Genomic DNA, 12,942 nt, shown 5'->3' on the forward strand with positions numbered 1-12,942 from the left:
CATCAATGGGTGACGCGGTCGAGACGATGGAGCAGAGCGACCCAATCGTCGGGCATCCGCGTGTCGCCGAACACACCGCGCAGGACATGGCCGAGTGCATCGGTCGCACGCGGCGTGCGGACCAGATAATCACCCGTATGCGTCTTGGTGGCCAGATGCGGATCGGTGTTCATGCGCTTCCAACGACCATCCCGCTAAATCGTTGCGCCGGTTCGATCGGCAGTCAAAGCCGTGCCGGCTGAGAGCGTTGATCCGGTTGCCGCGCTGGAGCGGGCGCGGGCGAACGCGCCGTTCCTTGCCCTGTTGCTCGATCGTGAGCCGGAACTTGCCGAGCGACTTGCGGCCGGCGTGTTCGATCCGGCGTGGTCGAGTGCGACGGCCGATATGCCGACCGCCCGACGGCTGCGTCTCGATCGCCGTGCGCTCGCGCTGACGACGGCGATCGGCGATCTGGCGGGGGCGATGGACCTGACAGCCGTCACCCATGCGCTGAGCGACTTCGCCGATCGGGCGCTCGACTGCGCCATCCGTGCCGCGATCGAGGAGCGGACACCGGGCGCCGAACCGCGCGGCTTCGTCGCTATCGCGCTCGGCAAGCAGGGCAGCCGCGAGCTCAATTATTCCTCGGACATCGATCCCATCCTGCTGTTCGACCCGCACACGCTCCCCCGTCGCGCGCGCGAGGAGCCCGAAGAGGCTGCGGTACGGATCGCCAAGCGTGTGGTTGAGCTGCTACAGGCGCGCGACGGTGACGGCTATGTGTTGCGCGTCGACCTGCGGCTGCGGCCTTCGCCGGAGGCGACGCCGATCGCGCTGCCGGTCGAGGGCGCCATCGCCTATTACGAAAGCCGGGCACTGACGTGGGAGCGGGCGGCGTTCATCCGCGCCCGCGCCGCCGCCGGCGACCTCGCGCTGGGTCGGTATTTTCTGGAAGCGATCCGGCCGTTCGTGTGGCGGCGGGGTCTCGATTTCGGTGCGATCGGCGAGATCCGCGACCTGTCGCGCCGCATCCGCGATCATTACGCCAGCGGCCAGGCCTTGGGCGCGGGCTATGACCTGAAGCGCGGGCGTGGCGGCATTCGCGAGGCGGAGTTCTTCGCGCAAATCCACCAGCTGATCCATGGCGGGCGCGATCCCGCGCTGCGAGCGCCGGCGACTCGGGATGCGCTGGCGCGGCTGGCGGCGGCAGGGTGGATCGGGGAGGATGAGGCCGCGGCGCTGACCCGGTCGTACACGCTGCTGCGGACGATCGAACATCGCGTGCAGATGATCGACGATCGCCAGACGCACACCCTGCCGGCGGGCGACGCGCTCGACCGGGTGGCGCGGCTGCACGGGTTGGCGGGGGGCGGCGCGCTGATCGCGCTGCTGCGCGGGCCGGTGGAGCGTGCCGGCCGCATCTACGACGCGCTCGACGAGGGCCGGCCGGCGGGGTTCCCGCACGAGGAACAGGCGCTGGCCGCGCGGTTGGCGGAGAGCGGCTTCGGCGATGGCGTCGCGGCGGCGGCGCGGGTCGCGGGCTGGCGGGCGGGGCGCTATCCGGCGCTGCGCAGCCCGGCGGCGCGCGAGGCGCTGGAGGCGGTGCTGCCGGTGCTGATGCCCGCGCTGGCGGGGGCGCCCGATCCCGCCGCGGCGCTGGTGCGCCTCGACGTGCTGCTGGAGCGGCTGTCGAGCGCGATCAACATCCTGCGGCTGCTGGAGGCGCGGCCGGGGCTCGCGGCGTTGCTGGCGACGATCCTCAGCCATGCCGCGCCGCTTGCCGATGCGCTGGCGACCCGGCCCGAGCTGATCGACTGGCTGATCGATGCGAGCGCGTTCGAGCCGCTCGGCAGCGTCGAGGCCATCGCCGCCGAGATGCGGACGGGAGAGGGGCGGGACTATCAGGCGACGCTGGATCATGTTCGCCGCCTGGTCGGCGAGAAACGGTTCGCGCTGGGATCGCAGGTGGTGGCGGGTGCCGCCGACCCGCTGGACGCGGCGGCGGGCTATGCGCGGCTGGCCGAGGCGGCGATCGCGGTGCTGGCAGGCGAAACGGTGGCGGAGTTCGCGCGCGCGCATGGTCAGGTGCCGGGCGGCGAGCTGGTCATCCTGGCGTTCGGGCGGCTGGGCGGCGGGGCGCTGACCCATGCCAGTGACCTCGACCTCGTCTACCTGTTCACCGGCGATTTCCACGCCGAGTCGGACGGGCCAAAGCCGCTGGGCGCGACGCTCTATTACAACCGGCTGGCGCAGCGGATCACGGCGGCGCTATCGGTACCGACCGCGGCCGGGCCGCTCTATCCGGTCGATACGCGGCTGCGGCCGTCGGGGACGCAGGGGCCTCTCGTGGTGTCGGTCGAGTCCTTCGCGCGCTACCAGCGTGAGGAGGCGTGGACGTGGGAGCATATGGCGCTCACCCGGGCGCGGCCGGTGTTCGGGTCGGCGGCGGCACGCGACGCGGTGGCGACGGTGATCGCCGAGGTGCTGGGCGGCGCGCGGCCGGAGCGCGACCTCGCCACCGAAGCCAAGGCGATGCGGGCCGAGATGGCGCGGCACAAACCGGCGACCGGGCCGCTCGATGCCAAGCTGCTGCCGGGTGGGCTGGTCGACCTGGAATTCACCGTGCATCTGGCGCAGCTCTGCCATCGCACCGGCTTCGATCCGCGGCTTGCCCATGCGATCGAAGCGCTGGCGGGCGAGGGGCTGTTGCCGGAGGCGCTGGGCCCGGCGCACGATCTGTTGACGCGGTTGCTGGTGACGCTGCGCCTCGTCGCCCCCGATGCCGCGGAGCCGCCGGCGGCGACACGCGATCTTATCGCACGGGCGCTGCGGCTGGATGACTGGGAGGCCGTGCTCGCCGCCCTTGCCGCGACGCGGCGGGACGTCGAGGCGGCGTGGACCGCGATGACAGGAGATGCGGATGGATGACGGCGCGACGATACCGGCAGTGACGGTGATGACCCCGGACGGTGTGGCTGTCCGGCTGACCGACCTGCCGCTGCCCGCGGTGATCTATTTCTACCCCAAGGACGATACCACCGGTTGCACCCGCGAGGCGCAGGACTTCTCCGCGCTGTCCGAGGCCTTCGCCGCGGCGGGCGCCAGCCTGATGGGGATCAGCAAGGATCCGCCCGCCGCGCACGGCAAGTTCATCGCCAAGCATGCCCTCACCGTCAGCCTGGCGAGCGACGAGGACGGCAGCGCCTGCGACGCCTTTGGCGTGTGGGGCGAAAAGCAGATGTACGGGCGCACCTATATGGGCATCGAGCGCGCCACCTTCCTGTTCGGCGCGGACGGCCGACTGGCGAAGGCGTGGCGCAAGGTGAAGGTGCCGGGCCATGCCGCCGCCGTGCTGGAGGCGGTGCACGCGTTGTGAAGGCCGGGCGGTTCAGCCGCCCAGCACGATCGTGCCCCTGGCCCGCGTGGCGCCATCGCCGGTGAGGTCGAGGCGGAAGGGCTTGTTCTCTTCGGTGGTGCCGGTGAGGCCTGCGCCGTCCTGCTTCAGGGTGAAGCCGGCCTTGCCGAGCCGTTCGCCGAACCAGCCGCGGACCTGATCCGGCGTTGCCGGGCTGGTGAAGCGGATGCGCACGCCCGAGTCCTTCCCGCCTGCGCCGACATCCACCGCATCGATGGTCGAGCCGGGATAGAGGCGGACGCCGTTGAGATCGAAGTTGGTCGCGTCGAGCTGAACCCTGGGCAGCTTGATCTGGCCCGAAAAGCCGGGGACGTCGATCTTCACCTCGCCCGAGCGCGCATCGATCGAGCCGAGCGTATTGCCGCCATCGGCGTTGATCGTCACCGAGGTGCCCTGGCCCGGGCGGTCGCAGGCGGCGAGCGGCAGGGCGAGCGCGGCGGCGCAGACGAGCAGGCGGGTCATGGCGATCCTCCGTGTGTGTTATGTCACCACACCGCGTAAGGGAGCGGCCATCATCGTTCAAGCGGGGTTTCGGTCCGCCGTTCCAACGGTTAGGGGAGGCGCATCGTGACCCGTTCATCCCTCTCCCCGGCGCCGGTCGATCCCGGCACGCCTCCCGTCGCCGTTGCCGAGCCGGCCGGCGCGCCGATCGGCTTCGTCGAATTCGTCGCCTTGGTGGCGGCGCTGATGTCGCTGGCGGCGCTCGGCATCGATTCGATGCTGCCTGCGCTGCCGGCGATGGGCCGGGCCCTGGGCGTCGGCACCGAGAACGAGCGGCAGTTCATCATCACCGCCTTCGTCCTCGGCTTCGGCATCGCGCAGCTCGCGCATGGCCCGCTCGCCGATCGCTTCGGACGGCGCACCGTGCTGCTGTGGGCGATCGGCGGCTATGCGGTCGCCAATGTCGCCTGCGCGGTGTCGGCTAGCTTCACCCTGTTGCTGGCCGCGCGGGTGTTCGGCGGTGCGATGGTCGCCGCCACGCGGGTCGCGACGGTGGCGATGGTGCGTGATTGCTATCACGGCCGGCCGATGGCTCGCGTCATGTCGATCGCGTTCATGGTGTTCATGATCGTGCCCGTCCTCGCGCCCGCCTTCGGCCAGACGGTGCTGTTGTTCGCCAACTGGCGCGGCATCTTCTGGGTGATCGGCGGCATCAGCCTGGGCATCTGGACTTGGTTCTTCGTCCGCATGCCCGAGACGCTCCATCCCGAGGCGCAGCAGCCGCTCGCCGCCGGCCGCATCGTGTCGGGCTGGCGGCAGACGCTGTCGGATCGTTGGTCGCTGGGCTATACGCTCGCCTCGACCTCGCTGATGGGCGCGCTGTACGGGTATCTCAACTCGGTGCAGCAGATCATGTTCGACACGTTTGAGCGGCCGCGGCTGCTGGCGGTGATGTTCGCGCTGACCGCGATGCTGATGGCCGCGGCGAACCTCACCAACGCGCGGCTCGTCATGCGCCTCGGCACCCGGCTCATCAGCCATAGCGCGGTCAGCCTGCTCGTCGTGCTGAGCGCGATCCACCTCGCCATCGCGCTGGCGGGGTATGAGACGCTGGTCGGCTTCGTGGCGCTGCAGGCGCTGACCATGGGCTGCTTCGGCCTTGCCACCTCCAACTTCTCGTCGATGGCGATGGAGAATATGGGCGGCATCGCCGGCACCGCCTCCAGCGTGCAGGGCTTCACCAGCGTGACCTTCGGCGCGATGATCGGTGTCGTCATCGGCCAGGCGTTCGACGGGACGACCGCGCCGCTCGCGGGCGGCTTCCTGGTGTGCGGGATCGTCGCGCTGCTGGTGGTGATCGTCACCGAGCGCGGCCGTCTGTTCCGACCGGCCTGACGCGGTTCGCGGGAACCCGCGCCGCCGTCCCGCCGTTCGCACCTCCACACTGAAGGAGGTTACCATGGGCGGACACCAGGTCATGAGCCACGGGTCGGGCGACGACGGCTACGACGAGGAAGGCTATGACGAAAGCCAGCGCGCCGAGATCCTGGAGGCGACGCGCAACGGCCCGAGCGACGGGCTGGTGCTGACCGACCTCGACCCCGATCTGGGCGACGAGGATGCCGAGGACGAGAGTATCGACGACCTCGACATGGATTCGGAAGAAGTCGGCGAGACCGACGCCAGCGTCACCATGGACGAAGCAGACATGGACGAGGATGACGCGCAGGATGCCTTCGACGACGGCACGAGCGACGATGCCGAGGATGACGCCGACGTCGACGATGCCGACGACGTGGCGCTGCGGCCCTGAGGAACGGTGCGCGGCGGGGCGGCCCTGGCGCTGCCCCCGTTCCCATCCCCGTTCGTTGAACGGCCAACGAGTATGCTGACCGTCATGCGTAAGTTCCTGGTACCCGGCGCGCTATGCGCTGCCGCGCTGGTCGGGTGTTCCGACCCCGACTCCTCCTCGCGCCAGAATGGAGTCGACGTCGCGGCGGCGGCGTCGCGGGCGCAGACCGACATCGCCAATTATGCGGCGACGCCGGCGACGGCCCCCACGGCCAGCGCCACGGTCGCGACCCCGGCGGCGACCGCCACGCCGGCGCCGCTGCCCGACGATGCGTCGCCCGAGGCTGTCGTCGGCCGCTACGTCGCGGCGCTGTCCGCCGGGCGCTATGATGAGGCCTGGAGCCTGTGGGACGGTGCTGCTGCACCGGCAGGCATGAGCCGGGCGGCGCTGGCGGCGCAGTTCGGTCGCTACGCCGGCTTCAAGGCGACGGTGGGCACGCCCTTCGACCCTGACGCAGGGGCAGGGCAGCGCTACATCAGCGTGCCGGTCACGATCACCGGGACAGAGCGGTCGGGCACGCCGTTCCGGCTGACCGACACCCTCGTGCTGCACAAGGCGGCGGACGGCATCCCGAGCGACGATCCGCACGCGCACGCCTGGCGTATTCGCAAGAGCGAGATGGCATCGCGCCCCAATGTCGCACCAACTGTGGCACGCTGAACCACGCAAAAGCCGCATTTCGTTCATCATCATGACAGGAAGTGTTGCGGCAAAGCCACAACTCGGCAGGTTCCGACCGAAAGTTCCATCGCGCTGCAACAAAGCCGTAATTGGCCTGTTTGGAGGGGCCTGGGCAGGCCGGCGATCGCATCGCCGCCGCCCGAGTTGAGGCAACACAAGGTAATCACATATGCGTAAGCTCGCCCTCGCGGCCGCCGTTGCGGCAGCGTCGTTCGCCGTCCCCGCCTTCGCGCAGGACATGTCGACCACCGGCACGACCGATGCGGCGGCTCCGGCCCCCGTCGACACCGCGCCGCAGGCTCCCGATGGCACCCGCGCGTTCGGCATCGAGCCGTACGTCGCCGTGATGGGCGGCTGGGAGCAGTTCGACCGTCAGGCCGTCGCCGGCATCCCCGCGCAGCCCAAGGGCTACAACCTGGACGGCGCGCTGATCGAGGGCATCGTCGGCTTCAACGTGCCGCTGGGTCCGGTGTTCGTCGGCGCCGAGGGTTCGGTCGCCAAGGGCGTGTCGGGTGACATCGACTGGCAGTATGGCGCCTACGGCCGCTTCGGCTTCCGCGCCGGCGACAGCGGCCTGTTCTACGGCAAGGTCGGCTATCGCTGGAACAACTTCGACAAGTTCGCTCCGGGCGTGGTCGGTAACCTGAACCGCGACTATCACGCGACCGTCTACGGCATCGGCACCGAAGTCGGTCCGAAGGACATCGGCCTGGGCGGCATCACCGGCAATTCGGGCCTGCGTCTGCGCCTCGAAGTGTCGACGTTCGACGACGCCCACAGCTTCCGTCCGATGGGCGGCGTGGTCGCGCACTTCTAAACCGTTCCCGTCAGGGCAACAGCGGGAGGGCGGGTCTGCACAGCGCAGGCCCGCCCTCTTGCCGTTGGGGCGTCGCGCGCGCCTTCCTATATGGCCTTGACGATGACCGGACGGGTGAAGCGCAAGGCGGGGCTGGCAGAGGCCGCCGCACGGGCCGCGCGCGAGGTGCCGCCGCCGCCCTGCGCGATCTGCGGGCGGCCGCTCGGCGCCAAGGTGGAGTGGCACCATCTCGTCCCCAAATCGGAGGGCGGCCGCGTCACCGCCGCCGTCCATCCGATCTGCCACCGTACCGTCCATGCAACCCTGCCCAATGCCGCGCTGGCGCGCGATTATGCCGACCCGGCGGTGCTGCGCACCCATCCCGACATTGCCCGCTTCCTGCGCTGGATCGCCGACAAGCCCGCCGATTTCCACGCCCCGGTGCGGCGGCGGCGCTGAGCGCGCCTGCTCGGCGGGTGGCGTCGGGCTCGGAAAGTCACAAAAGTCTCACCCACGCGCATGCCGTCACGGCGCCTGTTCGGACGGCGGCTGGTGGCGATAATCGTCGATATCGAGCAGGTCCGCCTCGACGTCGGTATCGGTGATCGCCGCCATCGCCGGCGCGAAGCCTTGTGCGCGAAGGGCGAGCCGATGCGCGCGCCCGCCGGCCGTGGCGCTCGGATCGAACAGCGCCGGGTTGAGGTGGCGCAGCAGGAACATCAGCATCCGGTCGGACGGCGTCGCGGTTTCGGCGACGATCCGGCCTTCGCGCCAGATGACCTGCGGCGTGCCGCTGATCGCGCGTTCCATCGCGACGCTGAGCAGGCGACCACTGGCCCGCATGATCGCCGCGTCCCACGCCTTGGCGAAGGCTGCGCCCTGCGGATGGTTGCGCAGCCGGTAGGCGGAGCGCGGCGTGATATCCGCCATCTCCGCCGCCTCGGTGACGCGGCCGGTGTTGGCGAGCGTGTTGAGGAAGATGCGCTGGCGTTCCGCGGTCCAGCCGTCGCGGCGCCGCCGCAGTTCGACCGTCAGGCGATCCTCGACGATCTCTCTTGGTGCCTTGGGGCGATGGCCGCGCGGCGGTGTGGCGTGCGCGGGCGGATCGACGTCCTCCGGCCCGGCAGGCGTAATGGGAATCGGGATGGTGCCGTCCATGAACGATGACATGCGCTGTGCTCCTGTTGCGAGGAACCGGCTCAGCTAGGCGCAAAGGCATGGGTAGGACAGGGGGGCCTCGGCGCGGTGCGGAAAGGCGTGGCGGATCAGCGACCTGGCACGAGGCCGGGGCGGAGGCAGTCCAACCCGCTGCCCGGGCGATCCGCAACGGTCGCCGGATCGGTACGCCGTGCGCCGCAGCGCGGGGCGGCATGCGTGCGGGTCAGTCGTCGATCAGATTGGCGACGGCGGCGAGATCGGCGGCGTCGGCCTCCGCGCCGCTCGCATCGGTGATCGCCGCGCCGTTGCCGGCGGGCGCCGAACCGGCGACGTCATAGGCGAACCACAGGATGCCGCCGGCCCAGAGCAGCGCCGCCCAGCGGCTGCGGAAGAGGCGCGGATTGGGGAGCATCGCAGCCTGATGCCAGCGGGCGGGTTGCCGGATGGTTGCGGGGAAGGGTTAAGCGCCGCCTCTTGACGGCGAGGATGAAGAGTGATGTTCTACCATCACATCGACAAGGAGACTCAGGATGCCACGCAAGCGTGCCTTCTCCACCCCGGCCGGCCCCGCCTTCGACGAGCCGCTGTCGGACCTCAACATCACGCCGCTGATCGACGTCATGCTGGTTCTGTTGGTAATGATGATCCTGACGCTGCCGACCGTGCTGCACAAGGTGGCCATCGACCTGCCGCAGGGCAAGGCACCGCCATCCGAAACGGTGGCGCACCCGCTGCTGCTGGCCCGCGACGGCACGGTGACGCTGGACGGTGCGGCGCTGAGCGATGCCGCCATGCCCGCGCGCTTCAAGGCGCTGGACGCCGACCCCAAGGCGCTGCTGGTGATGAAGACCGACCCCGAAGCGCGCTACGAGCGGTTCGACCAAGTGCTGGCGGAGGCGAAGCGCGCGGGGATCACGCGGCTGGGGTTTGCGGGGAATGAGGCGATGGTGGAGTGAGGTTTAATCTGGCTGCCAATTACGTTAAATACGGCCTGACTATTTTCTCAATGCGGTCTAGTTCGCTGGCGGACTTGTCGCACCAGTACGTAAGAAATCCCCGTTTCACTACTTCCTCGGATATAAAGACAAGCTCTATGCCGAGTTTACTAAAGTAGAGATGCGGATCCTCCGTATTTGACCTAATCTTAGATATTGCCGACTTGAAATCGTGCTGCCGTGTTGGATCAAATTGACAATAGGCAGATAGAATACCTGCCGCGTCATCAATGTCGTCTGCGGCAAAAGAAAAAATGTAATTCTCTGGCTGGCTTCCGGGAAGTTTTATGATGCCGTCAGATATATGCTCGTCCATCTGCGAATCGCCATCCAGCATGCAAAGGGATTTTGTGTCAATCGCAGGATTGGCTTTGTGATGCCTGTGGGTTGCTACTGCAATACTATCACCCGAAAGGCCGAAGACGCCAACTTGACGAGTATCTTCGCCTAGGCACTTATTCAGAATTATACGAACCCACAGTTCCGCAAAGCTATCTTCGGTGAATATCGATAGTTTCCGATCCACCCTCCCGGAGATCGCACGGGTGGCTTCGACTGATAGCTTTCCCTGTTGAAGCTTGCCGTCAACCGATGCCCATACAGCTTCCCGGGGAAGGGGGGCAATTGCAATGTCGCTATGCGTTGTAAAGATGACTTGGATCTTTTTCCTGGCGCTGAGGTCGACAAGATATTCAAGCATTTTTGCGACAGCAATTGGATGAAGGCCATTTTCCAGTTCTTCTATCAAGACGAGCGAAGAATCCGGCATTAATTCAAGCTCATGTACCATGCGCAGAATTGACGCCTCACCAGCTCCAAAATGCAACTCGGAATATTGGCCGTGATTGTTGTATCCTAAGTAAAAGTTCTCTTTGTCTGTAAGGCCACCACGCTGATATTTATCTACCGGCTTGCCAAGGATCAACGCGACTTTAGAGGCGATATCGGACGGTATAGACTGAAGCCCGCCGCGGACCTTAAAAGTTGCCTTTAGCATTCGCTGAAAAATCGATTTTTCAGTAGCCGGTACAGTTCGAGCGATGCCAAACACCCTGACCTCGCGATTGGTTGCGTTATCGCGGACCCATTTCTTATTGTGAAACTTCGAAATTCTGGAAGTGGGTCCGCCGGGTACAACTGAGCGATCGATTAATTCGTAGTCCATTTTCCAGTCTTGCATCGAGTCATCCCCAATATGACTCTTTGCAAAGAATGTCCTTGGTGTGATGTCCTTGTACGCGAGTGCTGCTGAGCCCAAAACGGTCGATTTACCTCCACCGTTAGGCCCAATGATAGCTGTCACGGGAAATTCAAATGTAATCGTCTGATCGACTAACGACCGAATTTTTTCGAGATGGATGGATAACAGATACTTGTCGAACTTGCGCTGTCGCACTCGCTCACGCAGATCGGTTAGGGTTCCTTCTCGGATATCGGTCGTATAGTCCAATTCGCTTACTCCGCCGCCACGCCAGCCCGCGAGAACATGTCGCCGCCATCCAGCAGCCCCAGATCCTCGTTCGCCGGCTTGGCGCTCTTCGCCTTCTGGCGCTTGTCGAACGAATCCCAGACGTCGTTCCACTGGCCCTTGGTGGCGGCCTTCGAATATTCGGTGGCGCGCTGTTCGAAGAAGTTGGCGTGCTCGACGCCGTTCAGCATCGGGGCGAGCCATGGCAGGGGGTGTTCGTCGATCATGTAGATCGGCTTCAGGCCCAACTGCCCCATCCGCCAGTCGGCGATGTAGCGGATGTACTTCTTGATCTCCTTGGGCGTCATGCCGTTGACCGGCCCCATTTCGAAGGCGAGGTCGATGAAATTGTCCTCCAGCCGGATCGTCGTCTGGCAGACGTCGGCGATATCGTCCTTCACCGCCTTGGTGAGGCACTGGCGTTCCTTCACGAAGGTGTGGAACATCTTGATGATGCCCTCGCAGTGCAGGCTCTCGTCACGGATCGACCAGGTGACGATCTGGCCCATGCCCTTCATCTTGTTGAAGCGCGGGAAGTTCATCAGCATCGCGAAGCTGGCGAACAGCTGCACGCCTTCGGTGAAGCCGCCGAACATGGCGAGCGTGCGGGCGATGTCCTCGTCGCTGTCGACGCCGAAGTTCTGCATGTAGTCATGCTTTTCCTTCATCTCGGCATATTCGAGGAAGGCACCATATTCGCTTTCCGGCATGCCGATCGTGTCGAGCAGGTGGCTGTAGGCGGCGATGTGCACCGTCTCCATGTTGCTGAACGCGGTCAGCATCATCTTGATCTCGGTCGGCTTGAACACGCGGCCGTATTTCTCGTGGTAGCAATCCTGCACCTCGACGTCGGCCTGGGTGAAGAAGCGGAAGATCTGGGTCAGCAGGTTGCGCTCGTGATCGGTCAGCTTCTGCGCCCAGTCGCGGCAATCCTCGCCCAGGGGCACTTCCTCGGGCAGCCAGTGCAGCTGCTGCTGGCGCTTCCAGAATTCGAACGCCCAGGGGTATTCGAAGGGCTTGTACTGCTTGGAGGCGGCGAGAAGGGGCATGGGGTTACTCCGGGTAAACTTTGGGGAAGCGGATCAGGGTTGGACGGACCAGCGCCACATGGCGGTGGCCGAAAAGGCGAGAACGATGGCGGCGGCAAGGCTCATGATGCCGACCATGCGATAGACATAGACGCGCGCCGGCCCCTGGGGCACGCGCAACTGGAGCAGCAGCCACGCGCCGGCAAGGCCGAACACCGCGGCGACGGCGAACATGATGATGCTTTCGAGCGGCATCAGTGCAGCCTTCCCGTGATCGATGCATCCAATTGGGGACCGGCTCGTTTCACCGCCGAACCCATTTGAGGAGACGCACGATGCACGATCACAGCAACATCAAGGAGCATATGAAGGTCATCGGCGCCGACGGCGTCCATGTCGGCACCGTCGACCACGTCGATGGCGAGCGCATCAAGCTGACCAAGAACGATTCGCCGAGCACCGAGGACGGGCAGGGCGCCAAGCACCACTACCTGCCCGCAGGCCTGGTCGCCGAGATCGAAGGCGACACGGTCCGCCTGTCGGCCACCGCGCAGAACGCCGTCGACATGTTCGAAGAGGCGGAGTGAGGTTTCTGCCCCTCTCCCCACGTGGGAGAGGGAGAGGCCTGCAGTGGCAGGCCGTGGGAAGGTGAGGGGGCCGCCCATCATGGGCGGCCCTTTTGCTTGTGCGCGATGGCGGACGCGATCGCGGTCACGACGCCGTCTGTGGTCTGCATGACATCGGCATTGGCGAAGCGGATCACGTCATAGCCTTCATCATGGAGGAATCGGGTGCGCGCCTCGTCCCGTTCCAGTCTGGTGGCGTGGTCGTCGCCATCGACCTCGACGATCAGGCGGCAGCCGTGCGAGCAGAAGTCGGCGTGGTAGGGGCCTAGCGGAACCTGACGGCGGAATTTCGCCTCCGGCAGGGCCTCACGCAAGGCTCGCCACAGACGGCGTTCGGGCTCCCCGGCTTGCTGGCGTAGCTCTCGCGAGCGGGTGGCGACGGTGGCGGGGAGGCGCTGGCGCTTGGTCAGGCCTTCGTCGTTTCCCCTCACCCTTCCCACGGCCAACGGCCGCGGGCCCCTTCCCTCTCCCACAAGGGGAGAGGGAGATTCACCCAATCCCTC

The 12,942-nt window shown here is 66.5% G+C and carries 17 protein-coding genes; 9 read left to right on the forward strand and 8 right to left on the reverse strand.

Annotated features, from left to right (window positions below; translation table 11 throughout):
• Positions 1-2: 2 nt before the first annotated feature.
• Complete coding sequence (locus AC4GY7_RS05890; RefSeq protein ID WP_491112466.1) at positions 3-173, reverse strand: hypothetical protein; 171 nt, start codon at positions 171-173, stop codon at positions 3-5.
• 58 nt (positions 174-231) lie between these two features.
• Here AC4GY7_RS05890 and AC4GY7_RS05895 point away from each other — a divergent pair, with 58 nt between their 5' ends.
• Complete coding sequence (locus tag AC4GY7_RS05895) at positions 232-2,907, forward strand: bifunctional [glutamine synthetase] adenylyltransferase/[glutamine synthetase]-adenylyl-L-tyrosine phosphorylase (RefSeq protein WP_491112467.1); 2,676 nt, start codon at positions 232-234, stop codon at positions 2,905-2,907.
• Positions 2,900-3,355, forward strand: coding sequence for a peroxiredoxin (locus AC4GY7_RS05900; RefSeq protein ID WP_491112469.1), 456 nt, complete (start codon positions 2,900-2,902; stop codon positions 3,353-3,355). The genes AC4GY7_RS05895 and AC4GY7_RS05900 overlap by 8 nt, the downstream gene beginning before the upstream one ends.
• Before the next feature lie 12 nt (positions 3,356-3,367).
• Here the strand turns inward: AC4GY7_RS05900 and AC4GY7_RS05905 are convergent, their stop codons facing one another.
• On the reverse strand, positions 3,368-3,856 hold the full coding sequence (locus AC4GY7_RS05905; protein WP_491112470.1) for a hypothetical protein: 489 nt from the start codon (positions 3,854-3,856) through the stop codon (positions 3,368-3,370).
• A 105-nt stretch (positions 3,857-3,961) separates the two neighbouring features.
• Between AC4GY7_RS05905 and AC4GY7_RS05910 the strand changes: the two genes are divergently transcribed.
• From AC4GY7_RS05910 to AC4GY7_RS05930, 5 genes are all read left to right on the forward strand, one after another.
• Positions 3,962-5,230: a multidrug effflux MFS transporter gene (locus AC4GY7_RS05910; RefSeq protein WP_491112471.1), complete on the forward strand. Its 1,269-nt coding sequence runs from the start codon at positions 3,962-3,964 to the stop codon at positions 5,228-5,230.
• A gap of 64 nt (positions 5,231-5,294) precedes the next feature.
• A complete protein-coding gene (locus tag AC4GY7_RS05915; RefSeq protein ID WP_491112472.1) occupies positions 5,295-5,648 on the forward strand; it encodes a DNA primase in 354 nt (117 codons plus the stop codon).
• Between the two features lie 84 nt (positions 5,649-5,732).
• Positions 5,733-6,347: a hypothetical protein gene (locus AC4GY7_RS05920; RefSeq protein WP_491112473.1), complete on the forward strand. Its 615-nt coding sequence runs from the start codon at positions 5,733-5,735 to the stop codon at positions 6,345-6,347.
• Positions 6,348-6,537: 190 nt separating this feature from the next.
• Positions 6,538-7,185, forward strand: coding sequence for an opacity protein (locus AC4GY7_RS05925; protein WP_443584629.1), 648 nt, complete (start codon positions 6,538-6,540; stop codon positions 7,183-7,185).
• Positions 7,186-7,287: 102 nt separating this feature from the next.
• Positions 7,288-7,623, forward strand: a complete 336-nt coding sequence (locus AC4GY7_RS05930) for an HNH endonuclease family protein (RefSeq protein WP_491112474.1) — start codon at positions 7,288-7,290, stop codon at positions 7,621-7,623.
• Between the two features lie 66 nt (positions 7,624-7,689).
• On the opposite strand, the gene AC4GY7_RS05935 is transcribed toward AC4GY7_RS05930, so the two are convergent.
• Positions 7,690-8,334, reverse strand: a complete 645-nt coding sequence (locus AC4GY7_RS05935) for a hypothetical protein (protein ID WP_491112476.1) — start codon at positions 8,332-8,334, stop codon at positions 7,690-7,692.
• A gap of 211 nt (positions 8,335-8,545) precedes the next feature.
• Entirely contained in the window at positions 8,546-8,734 is a 189-nt protein-coding gene (locus tag AC4GY7_RS05940; protein ID WP_491112478.1) for a hypothetical protein, read from the reverse strand.
• A 118-nt stretch (positions 8,735-8,852) separates the two neighbouring features.
• Between AC4GY7_RS05940 and AC4GY7_RS05945 the strand changes: the two genes are divergently transcribed.
• On the forward strand, positions 8,853-9,278 hold the full coding sequence (locus AC4GY7_RS05945; RefSeq protein WP_491112479.1) for an ExbD/TolR family protein: 426 nt from the start codon (positions 8,853-8,855) through the stop codon (positions 9,276-9,278).
• Between the two features lie 19 nt (positions 9,279-9,297).
• On the opposite strand, the gene AC4GY7_RS05950 is transcribed toward AC4GY7_RS05945, so the two are convergent.
• From AC4GY7_RS05950 to AC4GY7_RS05960, 3 genes are read right to left on the reverse strand one after another with little or no spacing between them, the layout of a single operon-like run.
• Positions 9,298-10,767, reverse strand: a complete 1,470-nt coding sequence (locus AC4GY7_RS05950) for an ATP-dependent nuclease (protein ID WP_491112480.1) — start codon at positions 10,765-10,767, stop codon at positions 9,298-9,300.
• Positions 10,768-10,772: 5 nt separating this feature from the next.
• The gene (locus tag AC4GY7_RS05955; protein ID WP_443584636.1) at positions 10,773-11,834 is read right to left on the reverse strand and encodes a ribonucleotide-diphosphate reductase subunit beta; all 1,062 of its coding nucleotides are present in this window, start codon (positions 11,832-11,834) and stop codon (positions 10,773-10,775) included.
• Between the two features lie 33 nt (positions 11,835-11,867).
• Positions 11,868-12,068 carry a hypothetical protein gene (locus tag AC4GY7_RS05960; protein ID WP_491112482.1) on the reverse strand — a complete coding sequence of 67 codons (201 nt, stop codon included), beginning with the start codon at positions 12,066-12,068 and terminating at the stop codon, positions 11,868-11,870.
• Positions 12,069-12,148: 80 nt separating this feature from the next.
• Between AC4GY7_RS05960 and AC4GY7_RS05965 the strand changes: the two genes are divergently transcribed.
• Positions 12,149-12,400, forward strand: coding sequence for a DUF2171 domain-containing protein (locus AC4GY7_RS05965; protein ID WP_443584638.1), 252 nt, complete (start codon positions 12,149-12,151; stop codon positions 12,398-12,400).
• A 77-nt stretch (positions 12,401-12,477) separates the two neighbouring features.
• On the opposite strand, the gene AC4GY7_RS05970 is transcribed toward AC4GY7_RS05965, so the two are convergent.
• The gene (locus tag AC4GY7_RS05970; protein ID WP_491112811.1) at positions 12,478-12,879 is read right to left on the reverse strand and encodes an endonuclease domain-containing protein; all 402 of its coding nucleotides are present in this window, start codon (positions 12,877-12,879) and stop codon (positions 12,478-12,480) included.
• Positions 12,880-12,942 lie beyond the last annotated feature (63 nt).

This window comes from Sphingomonas sp. SP5, from assembly GCF_058313455.1.